Consider the following 23,751-nt stretch of genomic DNA (forward strand, 5'->3'; position numbering starts at 1 on the left):
CGAGGAGCGGGAGAGCATTATGCATAAGCGGAGGTTAAACGACAGTGGCGCAGTGTTGCATAATGGTCTTCCGTTCCGGCCTTCACCCTGGCACATCTAAAGAAAGGGGGCTGTCGCAAAACATTTTTTAAAAATGTTTTGCGACAGCCCCCTCTTTTTATGATTTGGAAGTAAAAAAATGATTGAGAATATCAAAACGCCGTTCGCTATGATAACCGATGTAAGTTTTATTCTGCCACTGGCGATTACGGGGCTGATCACGGAAACTGGCCATTGCTTCCAGGCAATCGCCAACAATGGTATCGATGATTTTGGTAGTATGCAGCTGGCCTTTAATCGACGATCCCAGGCGGTAGTGGGGAATGGTGGTAGCCACATCAATTTTTAATTTGTTTTTACGCGCTAACGCCAGGGATACCGGCGGAATGGCCAGTTCCTGAAGCGGCAGAGTTTCCAGAAACCGGCGGGAGACGGCATGAGGGCCGTGAGCCGGAGTAGCCAGACCAATTTTTTTGTCCAGACTAAGCTCTTTGTTTAGGTTCATGCGCCACTGAAAAGTGGGGTTATAGCGTTCAATGTGGCGCGGCGGCGAAGGATAGCAGTTGGTCAAGGCCATATCTAAATGTTTTAATAAAACCCCGTCAACCAGTTCCATCAGACTTTCATTGAAGGTTCCAACCATGTCGCCATCGACAAAGGCTACAACATCACTGCCTAACGCCAAAGCGACTTTTGCGCCGATAGCGCGGGGAATGTCAATACCTAAGCAGTCATGGAAGTAAATGATTTGTAATTTTGGCAGTCGCATTTGCAGTACTTCATACATTGTAGAATCCTTGCTGCCATTGGAGATAAAAATGATATGATCGACGGGCAGTGTTCCCAGATTTTGCAGTACTGTTATTGCACGGCCGGCTTCGTTTTTTGCTGGAACAACCACAGAAATCATGCGCCTTCACCTCGTTTGAATTGACTGCGATGTCTGCGGCCTAGTCGGTTCTAGTACCGCGAGCAATGTCACTACAGTATATTGGGAGGGGCTGCTTTTTGCTACCGGCAAAGCACAATTAAAATTTTACCCCAATTGTTGCAAATGGTTTTACAGTCTCATAGTATGAACTAACGAGGGGGGGAGTACGGCTGTGACTAACATATCGGTTGGTGATCTAGTCATACGTAAGTCGCACGGCGGCGATATTGTATTTAAAGTTACAGAAATTATTCGCGATGACCCAAACAGTATCAAGTGTGTTCTGAAAGGTATGCACTTAAGGCTGGTGGCAGATGCCCCGGTCGCTGATTTGGAACCAATTGACGCCGAACATTTGCGTGATGAGATTGTGCGCATGGAAGGCATGCATAATGAGAGCTTAAAGCGGGTAATGCTCCGCCGGGGCATGGAGCGCAAGCAATTGGAATTGACGCGGGCTGAGCCTAAAAAATACTCTTTTTTTGATTTACCCGGCCGGGTGCTCCATCTCGACGGAGATGAAGAATATCTTAAAATGTGTTTAAAAACTTACAATCAATTAAATATTGAAGCCGTAGGCCGGTGCATTGACGAAGCCAAGCAGGCAGATCATGTTGTCGCTTTACTGGAGGAATATCGGCCGGATATTTTGGTTTTGACCGGCCATGACGCTTTAATCGGCGGCGGTAAAAAGGATTTTAAGGATATTCAGAACTACCGCAATTCCAAGTATTTTGTAGCAGGTGTGAGAAAAGCCCGGAATTTTGAACCATCCCGCGATGATCTGGTCATTTTCGCCGGCGCCTGTCAGTCGCATTTTGAAGCAATTCTGGCTTCCGGGGCAAATTTTGCCAGTTCTCCGACCAGGATTTTTATTCATGCCTATGATCCGGTATTTATTGCTGAAAAAGTGGCGTTTACGCCAATTAATAAAACGGTTGATGTCGGCGACGCCATTACCGCATCGGTCACCGGCGTAGAAGGTGTTGGCGGACTGGAGACGCGCGGCAAGTTTCGTCTGGGCATGCCAAAAACGCCGTATGGCTGAGGCCGGCTTAAAGCAGGCGCGATCAACGCTTAATGCTGATAAATGTAAAGAGGGAGCCAGAGGCTCCCTCTTTACTCGGTTTGACGGGTGATACTGAGCTGGTTGATTAATATGGCCTGCCGGAACATCGCGGACAGGCGCCGCGATGGTGGTGATAATCAAATTCATGCTTGCAGCGTGAGCAGACTTTATATAGGCGATACTGGCAGATCCGGTATAGTTTATAAAAACAGGTAAACGTTTTCACACATTCCTTCTTTGCATCGCAATGCATTTGGGGCGGGGCTGTACATGGGTCAAAATCATCCCAGTCGCAATCATCGTGGCATTTTGGTTTATCGCAGTAATCATAATCATATTTTTTACAGGTGCACTCTTTTTTAGGGTGGCCGCATTTACCGCACATTTAGTCATGACCTCCATATTTATGTTTTTTTAAAACCCGGTCAGGGTTTCTTCTATATACTATGAAGCAGCAGGTAAAAACGTTATGTATCATTGTGGGATTTTATAAAGTAAAAGAATCTAAAGTTCAACAATAATTGCCATGTTTTTTATCACATAAAATTTGAAGCAAGCATATATATAAATAGAAAACACAAAGGGGGGAATATGTGTGGCAGATAAAGATATTCGTGCAACTGGCGATCCTTGTACCTTAGGCGTTCAAGCCGGTCCGATTATTGTACGTCAGATCATCGGGGAAAAAGAAAAGCAAAAAGTGCTTGATATTCATGTTGTTGTTCCGGAGAGAAAGCCGTCAATTGAGCAAATTGTCGATGTGTTCATTAAAGATGTTGATGTAAATTGCGTTGATGTAATTACCGACAAAGTCATTGTGCGCGGTGAGTTTGAAATCAAAACCATTTATGTGGCCAGCCTGCCTGATCAGCCGGTTCATGCAATTGAAATCAGACATTATAAGTGGACTCAGGATATTGATCTCCCCGGCGCACGGCGGGGAATGGATGCTGAAGCCAGCGTTCTGGTGGAATTTGTCGATTACGATGTAGATGAGCATAGCCATGCTTACCGGCATAAATACGGCAAATACGATGATTGCGATGACGGGCATTCTCATCATCATCACCATGATGATTGCGATGATGATTACGACGATGACGATTGTGATGATGATCATAAGCATCACCATCACCAGCATTGCAACCGCGAGTTCGACGTCTCGGTGGTGCTGAAGATTACCGCTAAGGTTATGGCCGACCGTGAAGTGCAGCTGGCCGGCAGCACCTTGCCGACAACGCCAAAAGGCTGAGCGGGAAAAACGCACTAAAAGGGGGGAGAAAAGGATGGATGATGAATTAAGAGCTTCCGGATCAAGTACGGCTTCCAATACCACTTCCACAGCGGGAACAACGACGGTTGACAGTGCTGACGTTGTTTGCGGTTGCCCTGAGCTCGGCCCGGAGACGATTGAGGTCGAGCAGGTTCTGGCAATCGAAATGCGCCAGAAAGTGGTAGAGCTTGACATGTTTGTTCCAGATCCGAAACCTGATATTAGGCAGGTCATTGATGTGTATGTCAAGGATGTGTGCATCAAGAGCGTTGATATTATTCCCAATAAAGTCATTATTCGCGGCGATTTAGAAGTCAAGGTTATGTATGTGGCCGACTTGCCGGATGAACCTGTTCATGCCTTCGAGCGTAAGCATATTCGATTTACCCGGGATATTGATGTAGATGGCGCCGACCCTGACATGAAGGCTACGGCTGATGTCCAGGTAGAATATGTGGATTATGATTTTCACTGCCATCATGATGACCGTAAAGTTCATGTCACCATTGTCTTAAAGTTCTGGACCCGCGTGCTTACTACTACGGATTTGGATGTTTATGCCTTATCGCCAATTGATGAAGTTGGCGCTTTTGAAAATACAACAGCCAGTACGTCTTCTGATGATATGGCGGCGGCGTCCAACTTTGACGACGAAACTGTCTCCGCCACGCAGACGGCGGAGGGCGATGTCTTCGCCTCAAGTCCGGAAAATGTCCTGGTTTCCGGTCCGCTGACTTCAACAGCCGGCGTAAGTCAGTCAATTAACGGAACTGCAGGTACGGTTACCGGCAATAGTGTAAATGTCCGCACCGGGCCCGGCACTAATTATCCGTCAGTTGCCAAGGTTAACGCGGGTACAGCAGTTACCATTAGGGAACAGGCCTTTGGCTGGTACAGTCTGGTGTTGGCTGACGGCACTACCGGCTGGATCGCAAGTTGGCTGGTTAGCACCAATGGCACAACCGGGGCGAAAGGCTAGGAAAAGCTAACACCGTCTCCTACTTGGCGTAGGCGGCGGTGTTTTGCTTTGTTCCGCGGCCGCCGCGGCTGCGGACAACTGTCAATTAGAGTAATGATCAGGCCGTACGGTCATATACTGTAATAATTGCAGGGTAGTGCCAATTCGGTAGGGAGGCTGACAGTATGCTGATTGCAGTTGAGTATCTGGGGACCATTGGGGTGGGCGTTACTTCGCCCCGGTTATTCAGGGCCAATGACGGCAATGTATATGTGGTGAAACTTCAAAATAACCGCCTGGGGCAGAAGGTGCTGGTAAATGAATTATTGGCTTGTCAGTTTGCCGGGCTGCTGGATTTATGTTTTCCGGAGGGCGGGATCATCTGCCTGGAAAAGCCCTTTATCGAAAAAAATAAGCGGCTGAAAGCCGCCAGGGTACAAGCCGGCTGCCATTTTGCCAGCCGCTATTTAAGCAGTGTGGAGTATGTAGACCGCCGGAATTTAGGCAGGGCGGTAAATAAAGCGCAAATGGCGGGCATCATGTTGTTTGACCATATATTTCATAATGTTGACCGTACCTGGAACCGGAAGAATTTACTTCTCAGGCGTGAGTCGAATGCTTACCGTTTATATGCCATTGACAATTCCCACTTATTCCGCCGGGGCCGCTGGACGGTTGAGTCGCTGACCAAGCTGGCCGGCCGCATCAGGGTCAATAAGCGCCGTACGTTTGGCTGGCTGTTGAAACATTATCTGAGTAAGGCGGATTTTGATTTTTATATCAGCCGCGTAAAAGCCATCACCGACCATCAGCTCTGCTGCCTGGTTGCCCGGATTCCCCAGGAATGGCTGCCTGAGCGGCGCGAGCGGGAGGCGCTGACCGATTACTTGATTAAGCGCCGCGATATGATTGACCGGATTGCCGCTCCGCTGCTGCAATTAATCCCGGATGTAGACCGGGCAGCCAAGATTGATCAGAACAAATAGATCCTCGGCATGATGATTGTGCATCCGGATACAGCCGTTGGAAACCATTTTTCCAATGAGCCAGGGCCGGTTTGTGCCGTGAATCCCGTAGGCGTCATAGTTGAGCCCCATCCAGCGGGTGCCCAGAACTCCGCCCGGGTTGGTGATTTTACTGGCAATGGCGTAATTGCCGGCCGGGGTTGGCGTCGCAGGCTTGCCAATGGCGACCGGAAACTGACGGATCGGACTGTTGCCGTTAAATAAAGTCAAAGTGCGGCTGGATTTGGTAATTAGAATATTGGCCCTGGCAACGCTGGTTTTGGCCCGCTGCGTTGGCTGTCTGGTTTCAATTTGGCTTAGCGCGGCCGGGTGCAGCCGGCAGTAAGTTAAAGGGTCAACCGAACCTGTTGGCGGCAGGCCTTCCGCTTCCTGAAACTGGCTGACGGCATCGCGGGTAACTGCGTCGTAGATACTGTGGATCGTCGCTGTATACAGACCGTGTTTAGCCAATAAGCGCTGAATATCAGCGACAAGAGGATGACTTTCATCCTCACGCCAAAAAATCTCGGACAAGCGATGGGGCAAATACAAGGTGCGAAGGTTCACTGCAATCGACCTCCTCTGGATTATATAGCTTAAGCATTATATGAACAGAGCGGTGTATTGGTGTTTTTCCCAATAAAAATGTATAAAAAGCCTGATTTAATGGCAAATATAGTAAAGAAAAAAACTTGTACTGAGTCGACACATAGGCTGGAGGACAACATGCGGGAAAAAGCAGCAGGAAAACTACTGATTATTGGCGGTAATGAGGACAAGTATGGCGATTGCATCGTTTTACGCAAGTTTGTTGAACTTGCAGGCGGCCGTAAAGCCAGAATAGCTGTGATGACAACTGCGACTGAACTACCGCGTGAGGTGGGGGATGAATACCGGGTAATTTTCTCCGACCTGGGGGCCGAGGTTGTTAGTGTGGTGAATATTGACAATCGGGAGGAAGCAAGCGACCGCCGTCAAGTGAGTGAGCTGGAGCAAGCTGCCGGGATTTTTTTTACCGGCGGCGATCAACTGCGCCTGACGAGCATTTTAGGCGGCTCGCCGGTTGACGGTGCTATTCGGCGAGCCTTTAAACAGGGGACGGTCATTGGCGGGACAAGCGCAGGAGCCTCGGTAATGAGCACTACAATGATTGTCGAGGGCAACTCCAGTGATACACCCAAAAAACTGGCGCTGAGCATGGCCCACGGTATGGGGCTTATTGATGAAGTCGTGATTGATCAGCATTTTGCCCAGCGGGGCCGGATTAATCGTCTGCTGGCTGCAGTTTCACAAAATCCGCATGTTTTGGGGGTTGGCGTGGATGAAGATACGGCCTTGCTGGTTGCGCCTGATGGAAAGTGCGAAATTATCGGCTCGCAAACCGTGACTGTGGTTGACGGCAAGGATATTGGCTATTCTAACATTTCAGAATCCAAATGCGCCGATCCGCTGGCTATTTCTAATGTTATTCTCCATATTTTACCGCCCGGATTCGGGTATGATTTACGGAGCAGGAAACCATATATTAAGAGCTGAGCCGGATGTAGCTGCCGCTGGAGTAAACTCCGGCGGCGGCAGTCTGCTTTGACTAGGAGGATTGTACTGATGCAGATTTTACAAACCCGTATTCTGCAAGGACCTAATATTTATAGTTATAAGCCGGTAATGTGGCTGAAGCTGGCTTTGGGTCAATATGAGAATATTCCCAGCAATGCCATCGAAGGTTTTGTACAGCGTCTGCTGATGCTGTTGCCGGGCCTTAAGGAGCATCACTGCGCCAGGGGAAGGGTTGGGGGCTTTGTAGAAAGATTACATGAAGGAACTTATTTGGCTCATATTTTCGAACACGTTATCCTGGAATTGCAAAATATGGCTGGACATAAGGTTGGTTTCGGCAAGGCGCGCTCCAGTAGCCAGCGCGGCGTTTATGATGTCATTGTAGGGTTTAGGTGTCCGGCAGCCGCCCGGCAGAGTGCGATTGTGGCCGAACATTTGCTGTTGGCCGCCATTGATAATTTGCCGTTTAGCCCTGCGGAAGGCCTTGACGCCATCCGGGCGGCCAGTGAAAAGTTTCAGCTCGGGCCAAGCACCAAAGCTATCTATGAAGCGGCAATTGCCCGGAATATTCCCGTCCGGCGGCTGGATGATGAAAATTTGCTGTTGCTTGGCTACGGCCGGCTTTGTAAGCGGATTTGGGCTACCCTTACTGAACAGACCAGCGCATTAGCGACCGATCTGGCGGCTGATAAATATCTTACCGCGCGGCTGCTGGGCGCTAACGGCATCCCGGTTCCGCGTCATACGATTGTACGGGAGGCCGGGCAGGCTGTTCTTGCCTTACGGCAGCTCGGCGGCCGGGTAGTTGTTAAACCTCTGTCCGGCAATCACGGCAACGGGGTAACCATTGATCTTAAGGAAGAGGCTGAAGTGGAGCGGGCTTATCACATCGCCCGCGAATACGATGAAGCGGTGCTGGTGGAGGAGTATATACCGGGCCGCCAATATCGCCTGTGTGTGGTTAACGGTAAGCTGGCGGCGGCGGCTGAGCGTATCCCGGCATATGTGATCGGTGATGGACGGCATACTGTTGCTGAATTGGCGGAACTGGTGAATGCCCATCCGGACCGCGGTGACGGCCACGCCAAAGCATTGACCAAAATCATCATTGACGCTGTGGCGATAACCGTTTTGGCCAAACAGAATTTATCGCCACAGTCTGTTCCGGCGTTGCAACAGGTGGTGCGGATCAGAGACTGTGCAAATATCAGCGCCGGCGGAACGGCTGTCGATGTAACGGGTATTGTTCACCCTGATAACATTCAACTGGCCGAACGAACCGCTCGCCTGGTAGGGCTGGATGTGGCCGGCATTGATTTGGTTGCGGTGGATATCGCCAGTCCGGTAACGGCCGGAAGCGGCGCTGTTATTGAAGTAAACGCCGCGCCCGGCATCAGGATGCATCACTTTCCCAGCGCCGGTAAAGCCCGCAATGTCGCCGGGCATATTGTGGAGTATCTGTTCCCGGATAATAGCAGCGGACGCATACCAATTACGGCAATTACCGGAACGAACGGCAAAACTACGGTAACCCGCATGATCAGTTATATTTGGCAGCAGGCCGGCTACAATGTTGGTATGACCACAACTGACGGCATCTTTATCAATGGCCGGCGGATCTTAAACGGTGATACTACCGGGCCGGCCAGCGCCAGAATCATATTATCAGATCCCCGGGTTGACGTGGCGGTACTGGAAACGGCCCGCGGCGGCATCGTCCGGGGCGGACTGGCTTTCGACAAATGTGATGTTGGCATTGTCACCAATATTACGGAAGACCATCTCGGACAGGACGGAATTGAAAGCCTGGAGGATCTGGCTTATATAAAATCACTGGTGCTGGAAACGGTTCATGCAGACGGCGTGGCGCTGATTAATGCCGATGATCCGTATGCCGCCGACTTAGCGGCGAGGGTTCAGTCTGAAATTATGTATTTTAGTATTGAACCTGACAATATCGTCATTCGCAGGCATCTGGGGGTCGGCGGCAAGGCGGCGTTTGTTAAGGACGGAACGGTATATGTCGCCTGCGGCGGCCTGGCCAGGCCGATTATTGAGGTCAAGGACATACCGGCAACCTTGAGCGGTATCGCCCTGCATAATTTGCAGAATGCGGTGATTGCCGCCGCTGCCTGTTATTGCTCCAGAGTGCCGGTGAGCTGTATTAGAAAAGGATTGGCCAGCTTCGCCCAAAATCCCGGACGTTTGACTATGCTTACTGTCGGCAGTTTTAGAGTCTGCGTCGATTATGGTCATAATCCGGCCGGTTATCAGGCGCTGATCAGCACCGCCCGCCGGATGGGCGTAACCCGGCTGGTAGGAGTGATTGCCGCTCCCGGAGACCGCCGGGAGGATGTTACGCTGAATATTGGTAAAATTGCCGGACGGGGCTTTGACCATCTTTATATCAAAGAAGACCGTGATTTGCGGGGCCGGAAGTTTGGCGAAACTGCCGAACTCTTAAAACGCGGCGCTCTGGAAGCCGGCTTTCCGGCTGAACGCATTGCCACCATTCTGGCTGAGCCGGAAGCTGTTGCACAGGCTCTGGAAGATGGCAAACCCGGTGATTTAATTATCATATTTTATGAAGAGTATGAAGTGGTCATGAATGTGATTAGTGATTTCGCCGAACGGATTAGTTCGGAACAGGGCCTGGCGCACAGCAGCCTGAAAATGGAACAGGTTGTGGTAGCCGGGGCTAAAAATAGTTGAAAATGCCTTGACAAATGCAGGCAAATTTATACATAATGTCGAATAGAACATATTCAGATATTATGTGGGGGTGCTTGCCGCAATGGAAGATGTACTTGTAACAACTGAAGACCTGCAATTGGTTGTTTTCCGTCTGGCCAATGAAGAATACGGCCTGCCGATTACCAAGGTTCAGGAAATAAACCGTTTAACACCAATTACCAAACTTCCTCAGACACCGGTATTCATGGAAGGTGTAATCAATTTACGGGGGCGGATTATTCCTGTTATTGATCTGCGTAAGCGATTTGAGCTGGCAGTGGAAGAATATACGGATGACACCAGAATTATTGTAGTTGATTTTAGCGGGCAGACGGTAGGCGTAATTGTAGATGCAGTCACTGAAGTAGTGCGGCTGGCTGCCGCCAGTGTGGAACCGCCGCCTAACAATTCGGTGCTTGACGCCCGTTATATCGAAGGTGTGGGCAAAATGGACAACCGTTTACTGATTTTGCTGGCTGCAGATCAAATTTTTACCAGTCAGGAAGAATTTGCTATTCAACAAACCAATGGATAAAACCTTAACTTTAACGGCTAATGCCAAAATAAACCTGACGTTAGACGTGCTTGCCAAGCGTACTGACGGCTACCACGAGGTAGCTATGATCATGCAGTCGATTGATTTGGCCGACCGGCTGACCTTTAGGGAGCAGCCGTCAGGCATTGCCATGCAGACCAACGTTGCCGGTCTGCCTGTTGACCGGCGTAATCTGGCTTATCAGGCTGCAGAATTGGTTAAAAGTACTTTTCAGATAAAAACCGGAATACATATTGAATTAAATAAAGAAATTCCATTGTCCGCAGGGCTGGCCGGCGGCAGTGCTGATGCCGCCGGGGTTTTAACCGGGCTTAATTCTTGGTGGAAGCTGGGCCTTACCTTGGATGAACTGTGCGATTTAGGCGCTGTACTGGGTTCTGACGTGCCTTTTTGCCTGCATGGCGGTACCATGCTGGCGACAGGGCGTGGTGAATTGCTGACTCCGGTTGCCGCTATGCCGCCTTGCTATATTGTCCTGGCCAAACCTGCGGCCAGTGTTTCAACGGCCTGGGTATATCGGAATTACCGGCCGGGGGCGGTTGAGGTGCATCCTGATACGGCTGCAATGCTGGCTTTTCTCCGGCAAGCCGATTTGGCCGGAGTCGCCGGTAAGCTGGCCAATGTTCTGGAAAGCGTCACCATAGCAAGACATCCGGAAATAGGACAATTAAAGGCCTGGATGGTGCAGTGCGGGGCAATGGCAAGTTTAATGTCCGGCAGCGGTCCAACCGTTTTTGGTCTTGCCGCTGACCGGGAAGAGGCCGAGTCTATTGCAGCTAAGTTAAGGAATTTAAGCAATGCGCAGATTATTGTGGCTAAAACAGTGGGTGGAATGAGGGGAGAAAATGCAGCGAAGATTATCACCAATTAAGTTGGACAGTTATCAGCCGTTGCGCGAGGTGGTTTGTGAAACTTTGCGGGAAGCAATCCGGAGTGGCGTTTTACAGCCCGGGGAGCGGTTGATGGAGATTCAATTGGCCGAAGAATTGGGGGTCAGCCGGACTCCGGTGCGTGAGGCTATCCGCAAGCTGGAGCTGGAAGGCTATGTCATCATGCTGCCGCGCCGCGGGACTTATGTCGCCAATCTTTCCATTAAAGACATTAATGAAGTGTTTGAAATCAGAACTGCCCTGGATGTACTGGCGACGGGCCTTGCGGCTGAGCGGATTACCGAGGAGGAACTGGAGCAGCTCGAACGCCTGCTGGTTCAAATTGGTGAATTTATTGAACAAAATGACATGGAGAAGATCGTTGAAATTGATACGCAGTTTCATGACCTTTTATACCGGGCCAGCCGGAATGACCGGCTTGTCGGTATTATCAATAACCTGCGGGAGCAATTGACCCGGTTCCGTTCCATTTCTATGGCCTACCCCGGCCGTTTGAAGAAAACGCTGGAGGAACATAGCCGGATGGTGGAAGCAATTGCCCAGCGCAATGTTAAGCTGGCTCAGAAGCTGGCGGTTGAGCATATGGAAAACTCCGAACAAACATTGCTGCTGGACATGCATGATCTTAAGAAAGAATAACGCCCGGTGTTGATGTGGTTTGCTTTAACTAAATTCAGTGCAGGAGGTTGCGGTGAATGTATGATGCCATTATCCTGGCCGGTGGAACAAACAGTAAAAGCCTGAGCACTCTCAATTCTCAGCCGTATGAGGCTTTAATAGAAATAGCCGGCAGACCGATGGTTTCGTTTGTTGCTGAAGCGTTGGCTGCAAGTTCCCGGGTGGACAGGATTTTCGTCATCGGTCCGGCGACAGAACTGGCAAAATGCGAGTTTCCGCCAACTGCAACTATCCTGGAAGGCGGCCGGACAATTCTGGATACCATCAGTATCGGCATTGCGGCTTTAGGGCACCAGAACCGGGTGTTAATTGCGACAGCGGATATTCCGTTATTAACGACAGCTGCGGTTGATGACTTTTTGGTTCAATGCAGCAAAGTAACCGCCGATTTATATTATCCGGTTGTGGGCAAAGAAGTGAACAAACGTCATTATCCTGCCAGTAAAAGGACGTATGCCAGACTGAGGGATGGCGTATTTACCGGGGGGAACATTTTTCTGGTCAATCCGGCCATTGTACCGCAGTGCATGAAGGTTGCGGCCAAAATTATCGCTAACCGGAAGAATCCCTGGAAACTGGCCTGCATTATGGGATGGCTGTTCTTATTCCGTTTTATCATCGGCCGGTTAAGTCTAAAAGCGGCCGAAAGCAGGGTTTCGGAAATACTGGGCATAACCGGGGCGGTCATTCAGTCCACCTATCCCGAATTAGGCATAGATGTTGACAAAGAAAGCGATCTTGAGCTTGTCCGGTCTACATTTTCGCTTAGCAAGAACTAAACAGCAAGTACCCTGATTGGCCTTATTATTGTGAACGGTTATTAAGCTGAACGTCAGTTTGATAACTGTTTTTTGATTGCCTGACCGTGCCTCCTCGCCGGCTTATCCGCGGGGCTGTTGCAAAAGGGTTAAAGAGTGTCAGGCAGGCCCGGAGCGGGAGCGCATTTAAGTGCTGCGCCGCTGGCAAGCGTTCTGTTGCGACAGCCCTGTTCGGTTATCCAACTTTAAGCCCCAGTACTAAAAGCCGGGCATTGTGGGCATAATAATGCTATTGTTATTCAGGACGATACGGGAGGGGTGTTTGGTGAAGGCTTATTTGGGGATAGATGTAGGCTCTGTCAGTACCAATATTACGGTTTTGAATCAGCAGGGCGAGGTTGCCGACGCCTTGTATATCCGTACGCAGGGACGGCCGATCGCGGCTGTGCAGGAGGGCTTGCGGGAGATTGAACTGCGCAACCCCGGCCTGGAGGTTGGGGGCGTTGGCGCCACCGGCAGCGGCCGGCAGCTGACCGGGGTAATTGTCGGGGCCGACAGTGTTAAAAATGAGATTACCGCCCATGCAGTAGCAGCCATGCATTTAGTGCCTGGAGTGCAGACTGTGCTGGAAATCGGCGGGCAGGATTCCAAGCTGATCATTATCAGGAATCACGTGGTTACCGATTTTGCGATGAATACCGTATGCGCCGCCGGGACGGGGTCGTTTTTAGACCAGCAGGCGGCCCGACTGAATATACCAATTGAAGCGTTCGGGGAGCTGGCGTTGGAATCAACGGCGCAGGTGCGAATTGCCGGGCGGTGCGCTGTTTTTGCCGAGTCTGATATGATTCACAAGCAGCAGACCGGCCATTTACTGGCTGATATTATTAATGGCTTGTGCCAGTCCCTGGTGCGTAACTACCTTAATAATGTGGGTAAAGGCAAACAAATCACAGGGCCTGTTCTGTTTCAGGGCGGCGTTGCGGCCAATAAAGGCATGAAGCGCGCATTTGAGGAAGCGCTGAACTGTGAGGTTGTGGTACCGCCGCATTACCATGTAATGGGCGCAGTGGGGGCGGCCCTGCTGGCCAGGGAAGAGACTGCCGGCGGCAAACCAACCGCCTTCCGCGGCTTTGCTGTTGTGGACAGAGATTATACGCCCCGGAGCTTTGAGTGCAGCGGCTGCGCCAATATGTGTGAGGTTATTGAACTCAAAATGGACGGTGTTGTCATCGGCCGGTGGGGCGACAGGTGCGGCAAGTGGAGCGGCAGTATCAGCGTGGCTTGACTGGCGGGAACGGGAAATCCATCAAAGGATGATCAATATGCAGGCGAGAATAGGTTTGCCGCAAGGCTTATTATATTATCAATATGGGACGGTATGGGAGCGGTTTTTTCGCGAAATTGGGGCCGAGGTTGTGGTTTCCGGTGAAACGAGCAGGCAAACCATGGATTGCGGCAGCGCCCTGGACGAAGTTTGTCTGCCGGCTAAAGTATATTATGGTCATGCGGTCAGCTTGTACAGCGAGGTCGACTATTTATTTGTCCCGCGGATCATCAGTGTACATAAGCAGCAGTATACCTGCCCTAAAATTATCGGCATGCCGGATATGCTGCGAACGAATATCGGCCAGTTGCCGCCGCTTATTGACGTTAGTGTCAATCTGCGCCAGAGCAGCCGGGATTTGTACCGGGCGGTAACAACGGTGGGCCGGATGGTCGGCAAAAATGCTTTGACCAGCCTGCGCGCCTGGTACCGGGCCTGGCACAGCAGAGACGGGGCTAACGGCTGCAGTCCTGCCGGAGATGGCCGTACGCCGGTGGCTTTGATTGGCCACCCTTATCTGATTTATGACCGGCAAATCAGTATGAATATCATGGCTAAAATGCAGCAAATGGGCCTGACCGTGCTGACGCCGGAAATGGTGGATACGAAAACGGCCGACCGGGCGGCAGCTGTTTTGGGCAAAAAGATATTCTGGAGCGGCAGCCATCATTTGGCCGGCGCTGCTTTGGCGCTGATGACGGCGTCCAGGCCGGTGAAAGGGGTGGTTTTTATGACTTGTTTCGCCTGCGGCCCGGATGCTTTAATTGGTGAACTGATTGCTCAACGCGCCAGTGCGCTAAATATTCCCTGCATGAATTTATCAATTGATGAACATACGGCTGAGGCCGGATTCATTACGAGGCTGGAAGCTTTTTCTGATATGCTGACCCGGAGGTGGCGGCCATGCTGATCACCTTCCCTCATATGGGCCATTTGCATATTGTGCTGAAGGAATTGCTGACCGGTTTTGGCTGTACGGTAATGACCCCGCCGCCGATTTCTAAACGGACGCTGGAGCTGGGCGCTAAATATTCGCCGGAAACGGTATGTTTGCCGTTTAAACTGACCCTAGGAAATTTTATGGAAGCTCTCGAACAGGGCGCTGACACGATTATCACCTGCGGCGGAGTTGGCCCCTGCCGTCTGGGCTATTATGCCGAGGTGCAGCAAGGTATTTTAGCTCAGCTTGGTTATCGGTTCAGGCTGATTACCGTTGAACCGGACCTGTTTGATGTTATCGGCAAATTGCGGCAGGTAGCCGCAGGCCGCGGCTGGCGTGAAATTTACCGGTCTTTTCAGCAGGCCGGGGCCAAAATGGCGGCCTTGGATCATATTGAACAGCAGCTCAATGCCATCCGTCCCAGAGCGGCATTGCCCGAATGTGCGGAAGAAATCTGGCGTCAGGCGGCGGGCGGCATTGATGCGGCGCAGACGATGGCTGAGATAAAGTTCGCTGAGACGGCTGCCTTAAAGGCGTTGGAGGCTTTAGAGCGGAAGCCGGACGTGGATTTGCTGAAAGTGGGCCTGGTTGGCGAAATCTATGTTATGCTGGAACCGTTTATTAACCAGCAATTAGAGCGGCGGCTTAGCGAAATGGGGGTCGAGGTTGATAAGACGATGTATTTAAGTCAGTATGTCCAGGCTCATTTGCTGCGCAGCCGCAAATATCAGGAACTGTATAAAGTATTATTCGCTTTGGCTAAACCTTACCTTGGCCACTATGTGGGGGGGCATGGCCTGAAAAGCATCGCGCGGACGGTGCAGATGGGCCAAAACGGGTATGACGGCGTAATTCAGGCTTATCCGTTTACCTGCATGCCAGAGGTAATTGCCAAAAATATTCTGCCCCAGGTCAGCCGGGATCTGGATATACCCGTGCTTACGCTGGCTTATGATGAACAATCCGGAGAAGCCGGAATTGCGACCCGCCTGGAGGCCTTTGTTGATTTGCTGAAATACCGCCGCCAACGTAAAGCCGCCGGTGGCTAATATTGACCGCAGCCAGCGCGAGTTTATCGCGCTGGCTTTTTTGGGTCCTGCGCGTATTTGATTTTTACAGGAATAGTATTGGTTAAGTGGAAATAATAAATGGTAAGGGCTTGGTTCTAAATTATTATCGGCAATGGGCAGGATTTGTCGGGAATGCAGAGAATGTGAATAAAATTAATACGATAAATGATAATATTCGGTTTGTTCCTGACAATGGAGGAATTATGAATGAATAAAGTGCGGAGAGTCGAGCGGATTGTCGCTTTAACTAAAATACTTGTGGATATGCCGGGACGGTTGTTTTCTCTTGGTTATTTCAGTGAATTGTTTGGTGCGGCAAAATCCACTTTGAGTGAGGATATGGCGGCAATTAAGGCCGCAATGCAGCAATTTGGCCTTGGCACTTTGGAAACTGTAGCCGGAGCGGCAGGCGGAGTACGCTTTGTCCCCGTCAGAGCAGAGCGGGCCGTGAACTGTTTACTGCAGGATTTGGCTGCCAGGCTGGCTGAGCCGGAACGGATTATTCCGGGCGGATTTTTGTATATGACTGACATCCTGTTTAATCCGGCGCTAATGGTTCAAGTCGGCGAAATTTTTCGCCGGCAGCTGGGCCGGCTGGAGCCTGACTATATCATGACGGTCGAGACGAAAGGGATACCGCCGGCCTTGATGACAGCCAGGGCGTTTGACTTGCCGCTGGTTATTGTAAGGCAGGGCAGTAAGGTGACGGAAGGCCCGGCGGTTAGCATAAATTATGTCACCGGTTCTTCCAAGCGTATCCAAACGATGTCTTTGCCCCGCCGGGCAATTCAGGCCGGCGCCAAGGTGCTGGTGATTGATGATTTTATGAAGGCCGGAGGTACGGCCAGAGGCATGAATGATCTGGCCCGTGAAGTCGGGGTAGAGGTTGTGGGGACAGGCGTATTGGTCGCCACTGCCGAACCGGCCGAAAAACTGGTTCAGGACTATTTTGCGCTGCTCATTTTGCATAGTGTGGATCAATATGCCAAGACGATAGATATCAGGCCGGCGCTTTAGAAAAAGCAGACACCCGTCGGCCGACAGGAGGGAACGGACTGTGTTATCGGCACGTGATGTTCAGGAAGCAGGCAAGGCTTTAAGGGGAATTATTCACCAAACGCCGCTGGATCGCAGCGCTACTTTTAGTGCTATGGCCGGCTGTGATGTGTATTTAAAACTGGAGAATTTACAAAAAACCGGCTCGTTCAAAATTCGTGGCTCTTATAATAAAATCCGCTTGCTGACTCCGGATGAGAGCGCCCGCGGGGTGATTGCGGCCTCAGCCGGAAATCACGCGCAGGGGGTGGCTTATGCCGCCCGCAGGGGCCGGGTCAAGGCGACCATTGTCATGCCCGAAGCTGCTCCACTGGCGAAGATTACCGCAACAAGGGGTTACGGCGCTGAAGTGGTGTTAAGCGGCGCCGGTTATGATGACGCTTATCTCAAAGCCCAGGAAATTCAACAGCAGACCGGGCAAACCTTTGTGCATGCGTTTGATGATGACGCGGTGATTGCCGGTCAGGGAACCGTTGGCCTGGAGATTTTAGAGGCGCTGGCGGATGTAACGGCCATTGTTGTGCCGATTGGCGGCGGCGGGCTGATCGCCGGAGTGGCATTGGCGGTAAAGGAAATGGCCCCTCATGTGAAAATTTACGGGGTTCAGTCTGAAGGCGCTCCGGCGGTATATATGTCAAAACGGGAACACACCATTAAGACCACTCCCGACGCAGTAACGATGGCTGACGGTATTGCCGTAAAAGTTCCGGGTAATCTGACCTTTTCGATTATCGATCAATATGTCGATGATGTTGTGGTGGTTAACGATGAGGCTATCGCCAATACTATTTTAATGGTTTTGGAGCGGGCTAAACTCATGGTGGAAGGCGCCGGAGCCGTTGGCCTGGCGGCCATTTTAAACGGTAAAATTCCGGCTGGCGGCAAGGTGGCGAGTATTATTTCCGGTGGCAATATCGATGTTAATTTTATTTCGCGAATTATTGAGCGCGGCCTGGTAAAAGCCGGCCGGAGGGTAAAAATAACCACATTAATTGCCGACCGCCCCGGCACACTGCAGAACCTGCTGGCGGTAATTACCAAATTAAAAGCTAATGTAATTCATGTTTATCATGACCGGGTGGAGCGTAATGTTCCTATTGGCCAGGCGGTGGTTGAAATCAGCCTGGAAACCAGGGACGCTTTGCACACGGAAGAAATTATGGCCGGTTTACGCCAGCAGGGCTATATTGCCAGGATTATCTAGGACCATACTGTACAAGGCCCGGCGGTATTTTCTGACTACTCACCCTATTCTGCGATTATTTTTTTTGCAGGAATACAGCCAATAATGTCGAAAAAATCTATGTTCTGGCTAAAAGTAAAGCTTCGTACTGTCGATTAACCAAATAGAGCTTGGTGGAATTAAAGAAATGGGGGACGGTAATGTCACAATTATTGGCGGTGATTTTGGCTGCCGGCAAAGGCACCCGGATGAAATCGGCGCTGCCCAAGGTTCTACACCGTGTAGGCGGGAAACCGATGGTTCAGCATGTTCTGGATGCGGCTAAAACGGCTGGCGCGGTGCGCAGCATTGTTGTTATTGGCTTTGGCGCTCAAAGTGTTGCAGCCGCGCTAGGCGAGCAGGCTGAATATGTTGTACAGGCCGAACAATTAGGCACAGGCCATGCAGTGCTGCAGGCCCGCCGGTTACTGGCGGAGTTTGACGGCACAGTCATGATCCTGTGCGGCGATACTCCGCTTTTACAGGCCGGGGTGCTGGAAAAATTATATGAAGGGCATAGTAAAGCCCATGCGGCTGCTACCGTTCTAACCGCCCAAATGCCTGACCCGGCCGGTTACGGCCGGGTTATTCGCGATTCCAGCGGGCGGGTGATGAAAATAGTAGAGCATAAGGACGCCAGCCCGGCTGAATTGGCGGTGAATGAGGTCAATACCGGTATATATTGTTTTGAAAGAGCGGCTTTGTTTGAGGCATTGGCCGGACTTAACTGCAATAATGCCCAGGGAGAATACTATCTTACCGATGTCATTGATATTCTGACCCGGCGGAAGGCGGCAGTTTATGCGGTTACCGCTGATGACTGCCAGGAAACGCTGGGGATTAATTCGCGGGTACAGCTTGCTGAAGCCGAAAAGATATTGCGTAAGCGCAAATTGCAGGAACTGATGGATAACGGGGTAACCATCATGGATACTGACAGTACTTTTATTGATGCTTCGGTGACGGTAGGCGCCGATACCGTCATTTATCCTTTTACCTGGCTGGAAGGGGCAACCGTGATTGGCCGTTGTTGTGAGATTGGCCCCAGCACCCGGCTGCAAAATACTAAGGTCGGCGACAACACAGTTTTGCATTTTGTATACTCACATGACTGCGAAATTGAAGCAAATGTTACGGTCGGACCATATGTGCATTTGCGTCCGGGCACTAAGCTGGCGCAAGGCGTAAAAATCGGCAATTTTGTTGAAGTTAAAAATTCACAGATCGGTACAGGCAGCAAAATTCCCCATCTCAGTTATATTGGCGACACTGACATGGGCCAAAAAGTCAATATCGGTTCCGGCACGATTACGGTCAATTATGACGGCGTCAATAAGCACCGGACCATCATTGAGGATGGGGCGTTTGTGGGCTGCAATACCAACTTGGTGGCGCCGGTGACGGTCGGCCAGGGCGCTTACATTGCCGCCGGTTCGACGATTACGAAAGATGTTCCGCCAACCGCTTTAGGGGTGGGCCGGGCCCGCCAAACCAATATTGAAGGCTGGGCCGGAAAACGGCGCTAAGTTAAATATTTTTATCGTCCGCGTCAGCGGGTTTTTTAGGAGGTATTTGCAAAATGGTGTTAGAGGATAGTCAACGTTTGCGTATTTTTACCGGAAATTCCAACCCGGCTTTAGCGCACGAAATTGCCACCCATATTGGAGTGACGGTCGGGGATGCTTTTGTGGGACATTTTAATAATGGCGAGACCCAGGTTATCATTGATGAAAGCGTGCGCGGCAAAGAGGTATTTATTGTGCAGCCGACTTGTTACCCGGTTAATGACAGCCTGATGGAATTGCTGATTATGGTTGATGCCTGCAAGCGCGCTTCCGCCCGGCATGTTACGGCGGTCATTCCTTATTACGCCTATGCCCGGCAGGACCGGAAAACTCGCGGCCGTGAGCCGATTTCGGCCAAACTGGTGGCTAATCTTTTAACAACAGCCGGCGTTAGCCGGGTCGTAACAATGGATTTGCATGCCGGCCAAATTCAGGGATTCTTTGATATACCACTGGACCATCTGATTGGCGTGCCGATTCTGGCGGATTACATCGAGTCAAAAAAGCTCACTGATTTAGTGGTTGTATCGCCTGATCTGGGCGGTGTTACCAGAGCCAGACAGTTTGCCGACCGCCTGCATGCGCCAATTGCCATTATTGAAAAGCGCCGGCCAATGCCTGGCGTGGCCGAAGTGATGAACCTGATTGGCAGTGTTGAAGGGAAAACTGCAATTATTATTGACGATATTGTCGATACTGCCGGTTCTCTGACCGAAGGGGCCAAAGCGCTGGAGCGGTTTGGCGCCAAAGAGGTTTTTGCCTGTTGTACGCATGCTGTGCTGAGTGACCCGGCGGTTGAGCGTATTCTGGCTTCCAATATGAAAGAACTTATTATAACAAATACCATTCCGCTGCCGGCAGCAAAAGTGAATCCGAAGATTAAAGTTTTATCTGTTGCGCCGCTGTTTGGTGAAGCTATTGTACGTATTTTCAGTGAATTGTCGGTCAGCAAACTGTTTGATTGATGTGCGCGGAATTGGTGCTTATCTAACTGAATTCAGAAATGATGTTGAACCGCAAAGGACTCAAAGTACATAAAGTGGGAACGCTAAAATTCAGGCGCGATAATTATCGCGCCAAATATTTTCGTAATTCCTTCGCGTACTTTTCGGTTCATCCATTCAGCAATTTTCAATTCCAGGCTGCTATGATATAATCGCAGTGAGGTGAGCGTATGCTCTGTCAGTTGACCATTGGGCGGGCCGTACCGGAAGATATTCCGGGAATTGCCGCTGTTTTTAGCGAAAGTTTTGAGGAAAGCGTTTTACATCATTGCGGACAAATGCCAAAGCCGCAAGCGATGCAGGACGTGTTTCAACTGGTGTATGAAGCGGAACCGCAGGCTGCTTTGGTGGCCAGAAGCAGCGATGGGGCTGTGGCGGGCTATTGTTTTGCGCCGACAAAGCTGCCCGGGTTATGGGTTAAGGCAGTGCTTGACGGGCATGTATTCAAATGGGGCTGGCGCTGGCTGACCGGACAGTACGGCTTTGGCTTGCAGCCGCTGCAAGTGATTGTATTAAACAAAATGACCTTTTTGCGTTCGGCATTTACACCGGCCAAATCGGCAAATGCCCGTATTTTATCGATTGCAGTTGCCAAAAGCTGCCGGGGACAGGGTGGCGGCGGCGCATTGATGGAGGCAGCGATCAGCTATTTTCGTTCCCGCAAAGTAAAGCGGGTCCGGCTGGAGGTCAGGCCGGACAATGCAGCGGCAATTAAAGTTTACAGCAGATTTGGTTTTTATAACGGCGGTTATACTGCCGATTCACAGGGACAGTGGCTGATCATGTTTAAAGAAATGGAGCAGGGATGATGTTAGATGTCAACATGCGCCTGATTAGTATGCTGGGGTTGCTGACCGGAATTGTAATTATCGGGTTGGCGCTGGATTATCTCTATATTGCCCGGCGACCGGTGCGCTGGGGGCTGTATGTAGCTATTGCGGGCATACTTTGCGGGGTAGGACTGACGTTAACCGCGGTATTGCCGGAGAATAATATTTACGGCCGGGTATTCTGCCAGGGCGATATAAAAAACAAGGTGGTTGCCCTGACTTTTGATGACGGCCCTTATCCGCCCTATACGGAGCAGATTTTGGATATATTAAAAGCGGATGATGTTAAGGCTACCTTTTTTATTGTCGGCAAAAATGCCGCCCAGCATCCTGATCTTGTCCGGCGGATATTTATGGAAGGCCATCAAATCGGCAACCATACCTATCACCATATTGACTTACTGAAAGCCAACCGGCAAACGGTGATTGAGGAGCTGGAAAGAACCAATGACGTGCTGTTGTCTATTACTGGCGTTAAGCCGCATATTGTACGGCCGCCCCACGGTTTTCGCGATCCGGTGGTTTTGGAAGTCATGGCCGGGTTGGGACTGAAAGTTGTTGAATGGTCGGTCATGAGCCGGGATTGGACCAATCCCGGGGTGGAAAAAATAGTCAACCGGACGCTGGATAAGATAACGAACGGTTCGGTGGTTTTATTGCATGACGGCGACGGCATCAGGTCAGAGGCGTCGCGGGCGCAAACGGTTGCTGCAGTCAGGCTGATCATTGAACATTTAAAAACAGAAGGGTATAGCTTTGTTACTGTGGATGATATTCTCGCTAACATGAAGGGTGTGAGTCGTTGAAAATTGTTGTTGGACTGGGAAATCCCGGTCAGGAATATTGCGCTACCCGTCATAACGCTGGTTTTATGGTGATTGATGAACTTGCCCGGCGGTGGGAAGCGCAGCATTGGCGCAGGAAATTTGAAGCGGAAATTGCCGAAGAACGTTCAATCGCCGGCGGGCCGGTGCTGCTGGTTAAGCCTCAGACCTATATGAATCTCAGCGGCGATGCCGTTGGCGCTTTGGCAAAGTGGTATAAAGTTTCCGCCGAGAATATTACGGTTATCTATGATGATATGGACCTGGCGGTTGGCCGAATCCGGCTGCGCGGCAAGGGCAGCTCAGGCGGCCACCGCGGCGTCGAATCGCTGATCAGCCAACTGGGCGCTGATTGTTTTAACCGTGTACGGGTCGGCATTGGCCGGCCGCCGGCCGGCTGGACGGTCAATCATTACGTGCTAAGCCGGTTTGACAGCGAGGAACAGCCGCTGATCAAGGGCGCCGTGGAGCGTTCGGCTGAAGCTGTCGAATGCGTAATCGCCCACGGGCTGGCTAAGGCGATGAATAGTTTTAGCAAGTAGGCTGTCCTGAAACGCCGGGCAGCTTTTTTGCCCGCAATTCAAAGGGGGTTTGCGGGTTGATGTTCTATGGCGGCAAGTGTACTACTACAATGGTAGTAGAAGAGTGAATCGCAGTTACAACAATGAAAGAAGGCTTATTCAAGATGCTTACGCGCCGTCAGTTTTTAAAAAGTGGTGCAGGTGTGCTCGGTGCTGCAGCCGGGCTGTCTTTTTTTTCAGCAAGCGGAATCATCGACCAATTTTCACAAAGTCTGCCAGTGCTGTTATATCACCGGGTCGGTCCGGAATCTGACGATCTGACCGTCAGTACGGAACGCTTTGCGGAGGATATGGCCTATCTTGCCAGAGAGGGCTATCACACGATCTCGTTGGATCAGGTCGGACAACAGATCAGAGGTGCAATAAAATTGCCGGAAAAACCGGTGCTGATTACGTTTGATGATGGTTATTTGGATAATTACACCAATGCTTTTCCTATTCTGCAAAACTTTGGCCTGCAAGCGAGTTTTTATCTTATTACCGGAATGATCGGACAGGTAAACCGGATGTCGGCGGCGCAGGTTCGTGAAATGCAGGCAGCCGGGATGAGTTTTGGGTCCCATACGGTAACTCACCGGCCGCTGGCGGGATTAACGCCAAATGAAGCCGCGGCCGAACTGAACAATTCTAAAACGTGGTTAGAGCAAATGCTGGGCAGGGAAATCGCTTTTACTGCGTATCCCTGCGGCAGCTTTAGCGCCCAAACGTTAAGGCTGGCGGCTGAAGCCGGTTATATTGGCGGATTTTCAACGCGCTCCGGGCTGGCCGCTTTTCGCAACAGGCTGGCCATTCGCCGGATTCCAATTTTTCATTTTGACCGGTCCATCGCCTATGTAATGCTGAAAAAAGGTTTTTTGCCAACCCTGTTTGGGCAGTAGTGGTGCCT

At 50.8% G+C, this 23,751-nt stretch carries 23 protein-coding genes; 21 read left to right on the top strand and 2 right to left on the bottom strand.

Annotated elements, in window-relative coordinates; translation table 11 throughout:
- Window positions 1-157: 157 nt before the first annotated feature.
- Complete coding sequence (locus tag BLR06_RS07315) at window positions 158-949, bottom strand: glycosyltransferase family 2 protein (protein WP_092070611.1); 792 nt, start codon at window positions 947-949, stop codon at window positions 158-160.
- A gap of 193 nt (window positions 950-1,142) precedes the next feature.
- On the opposite strand from BLR06_RS07315, the gene yabG reads away from it, so the two are divergent.
- The 4 genes from yabG to BLR06_RS07335 all read left to right on the top strand — a co-directional run bounded on the left by yabG (window position 1,143) and on the right by BLR06_RS07335 (window position 5,256).
- Window positions 1,143-2,018 (top strand): sporulation peptidase YabG, encoded by an 876-nt coding sequence (gene yabG / locus BLR06_RS07320; protein ID WP_092070614.1) that lies wholly within the window; start codon window positions 1,143-1,145, stop codon window positions 2,016-2,018.
- Between the two features lie 616 nt (window positions 2,019-2,634).
- Window positions 2,635-3,291 (top strand): DUF3794 domain-containing protein, encoded by a 657-nt coding sequence (locus BLR06_RS07325; RefSeq protein WP_092070617.1) that lies wholly within the window; start codon window positions 2,635-2,637, stop codon window positions 3,289-3,291.
- A 34-nt stretch (window positions 3,292-3,325) separates the two neighbouring features.
- Window positions 3,326-4,291 carry an SPOCS domain-containing protein gene (locus BLR06_RS07330; protein WP_092070620.1) on the top strand — a complete coding sequence of 322 codons (966 nt, stop codon included), beginning with the start codon at window positions 3,326-3,328 and terminating at the stop codon, window positions 4,289-4,291.
- Window positions 4,292-4,455: 164 nt separating this feature from the next.
- Entirely contained in the window at window positions 4,456-5,256 is an 801-nt protein-coding gene (locus BLR06_RS07335) for a HipA family kinase (RefSeq protein ID WP_092070623.1), read from the top strand.
- Here BLR06_RS07335 and BLR06_RS07340 read toward each other — a convergent pair.
- Complete coding sequence (locus BLR06_RS07340) at window positions 5,209-5,841, bottom strand: L,D-transpeptidase family protein (RefSeq protein ID WP_092070625.1); 633 nt, start codon at window positions 5,839-5,841, stop codon at window positions 5,209-5,211. The genes BLR06_RS07335 and BLR06_RS07340 overlap by 48 nt on opposite strands.
- 159 nt (window positions 5,842-6,000) lie before the next feature.
- Between BLR06_RS07340 and BLR06_RS07345 the strand changes: the two genes are divergently transcribed.
- The 17 genes from BLR06_RS07345 to BLR06_RS07425 all read left to right on the top strand — a co-directional run bounded on the left by BLR06_RS07345 (window position 6,001) and on the right by BLR06_RS07425 (window position 23,743).
- Window positions 6,001-6,810, top strand: a complete 810-nt coding sequence (locus tag BLR06_RS07345) for a cyanophycinase (protein WP_092070628.1) — start codon at window positions 6,001-6,003, stop codon at window positions 6,808-6,810.
- A gap of 69 nt (window positions 6,811-6,879) precedes the next feature.
- Window positions 6,880-9,543 (top strand): cyanophycin synthetase, encoded by a 2,664-nt coding sequence (cphA, locus tag BLR06_RS07350; RefSeq protein WP_092070631.1) that lies wholly within the window; start codon window positions 6,880-6,882, stop codon window positions 9,541-9,543.
- Between the two features lie 82 nt (window positions 9,544-9,625).
- Window positions 9,626-10,099 carry a chemotaxis protein CheW gene (locus tag BLR06_RS07355; RefSeq protein WP_092070634.1) on the top strand — a complete coding sequence of 158 codons (474 nt, stop codon included), beginning with the start codon at window positions 9,626-9,628 and terminating at the stop codon, window positions 10,097-10,099.
- Window positions 10,092-10,991: a 4-(cytidine 5'-diphospho)-2-C-methyl-D-erythritol kinase gene (gene ispE, locus BLR06_RS07360; RefSeq protein ID WP_092070637.1), complete on the top strand. Its 900-nt coding sequence runs from the start codon at window positions 10,092-10,094 to the stop codon at window positions 10,989-10,991. Before BLR06_RS07355 ends, ispE begins: the two co-directional genes overlap by 8 nt.
- Window positions 10,966-11,649 carry a GntR family transcriptional regulator gene (locus BLR06_RS07365; RefSeq protein ID WP_092070640.1) on the top strand — a complete coding sequence of 228 codons (684 nt, stop codon included), beginning with the start codon at window positions 10,966-10,968 and terminating at the stop codon, window positions 11,647-11,649. Before ispE ends, BLR06_RS07365 begins: the two co-directional genes overlap by 26 nt.
- 56 nt (window positions 11,650-11,705) lie before the next feature.
- Complete coding sequence (locus tag BLR06_RS07370; RefSeq protein ID WP_092070643.1) at window positions 11,706-12,467, top strand: nucleotidyltransferase family protein; 762 nt, start codon at window positions 11,706-11,708, stop codon at window positions 12,465-12,467.
- A 304-nt stretch (window positions 12,468-12,771) separates the two neighbouring features.
- Entirely contained in the window at window positions 12,772-13,734 is a 963-nt protein-coding gene (locus BLR06_RS07375) for an acyl-CoA dehydratase activase (protein WP_092070646.1), read from the top strand.
- A gap of 37 nt (window positions 13,735-13,771) precedes the next feature.
- Complete coding sequence (locus BLR06_RS07380) at window positions 13,772-14,683, top strand: acyl-CoA dehydratase activase-related protein (RefSeq protein ID WP_092070649.1); 912 nt, start codon at window positions 13,772-13,774, stop codon at window positions 14,681-14,683.
- Entirely contained in the window at window positions 14,677-15,762 is a 1,086-nt protein-coding gene (locus BLR06_RS07385) for an acyl-CoA dehydratase activase-related protein (protein ID WP_092070652.1), read from the top strand. Before BLR06_RS07380 ends, BLR06_RS07385 begins: the two co-directional genes overlap by 7 nt.
- Before the next feature lie 228 nt (window positions 15,763-15,990).
- On the top strand, window positions 15,991-16,800 hold the full coding sequence (purR, locus tag BLR06_RS07390; protein WP_092070655.1) for a pur operon repressor: 810 nt from the start codon (window positions 15,991-15,993) through the stop codon (window positions 16,798-16,800).
- A gap of 40 nt (window positions 16,801-16,840) precedes the next feature.
- The gene (gene ilvA, locus BLR06_RS07395; RefSeq protein ID WP_092070658.1) at window positions 16,841-18,043 is read left to right on the top strand and encodes a threonine ammonia-lyase; all 1,203 of its coding nucleotides are present in this window, start codon (window positions 16,841-16,843) and stop codon (window positions 18,041-18,043) included.
- A gap of 179 nt (window positions 18,044-18,222) precedes the next feature.
- A complete protein-coding gene (glmU, locus tag BLR06_RS07400) occupies window positions 18,223-19,587 on the top strand; it encodes a bifunctional UDP-N-acetylglucosamine diphosphorylase/glucosamine-1-phosphate N-acetyltransferase GlmU (protein WP_092070661.1) in 1,365 nt (454 codons plus the stop codon).
- Between the two features lie 53 nt (window positions 19,588-19,640).
- Window positions 19,641-20,591, top strand: coding sequence for a ribose-phosphate diphosphokinase (locus BLR06_RS07405; protein ID WP_092070664.1), 951 nt, complete (start codon window positions 19,641-19,643; stop codon window positions 20,589-20,591).
- A 209-nt stretch (window positions 20,592-20,800) separates the two neighbouring features.
- Complete coding sequence (locus tag BLR06_RS07410; RefSeq protein ID WP_092070667.1) at window positions 20,801-21,439, top strand: GNAT family N-acetyltransferase; 639 nt, start codon at window positions 20,801-20,803, stop codon at window positions 21,437-21,439.
- Window positions 21,436-22,266 carry a polysaccharide deacetylase family protein gene (locus tag BLR06_RS07415; protein WP_245698058.1) on the top strand — a complete coding sequence of 277 codons (831 nt, stop codon included), beginning with the start codon at window positions 21,436-21,438 and terminating at the stop codon, window positions 22,264-22,266. Before BLR06_RS07410 ends, BLR06_RS07415 begins: the two co-directional genes overlap by 4 nt.
- Window positions 22,263-22,826 carry an aminoacyl-tRNA hydrolase gene (gene pth, locus BLR06_RS07420; RefSeq protein WP_092070673.1) on the top strand — a complete coding sequence of 188 codons (564 nt, stop codon included), beginning with the start codon at window positions 22,263-22,265 and terminating at the stop codon, window positions 22,824-22,826. Before BLR06_RS07415 ends, pth begins: the two co-directional genes overlap by 4 nt.
- 122 nt (window positions 22,827-22,948) lie before the next feature.
- Window positions 22,949-23,743: a polysaccharide deacetylase family protein gene (locus BLR06_RS07425; RefSeq protein WP_245698059.1), complete on the top strand. Its 795-nt coding sequence runs from the start codon at window positions 22,949-22,951 to the stop codon at window positions 23,741-23,743.
- Window positions 23,744-23,751: the final 8 nt, after the last annotated feature.

Source organism: Dendrosporobacter quercicolus, assembly GCF_900104455.1.
Taxonomy (GTDB): Bacteria; Bacillota; Negativicutes; order DSM-1736; family Dendrosporobacteraceae; genus Dendrosporobacter; species Dendrosporobacter quercicolus.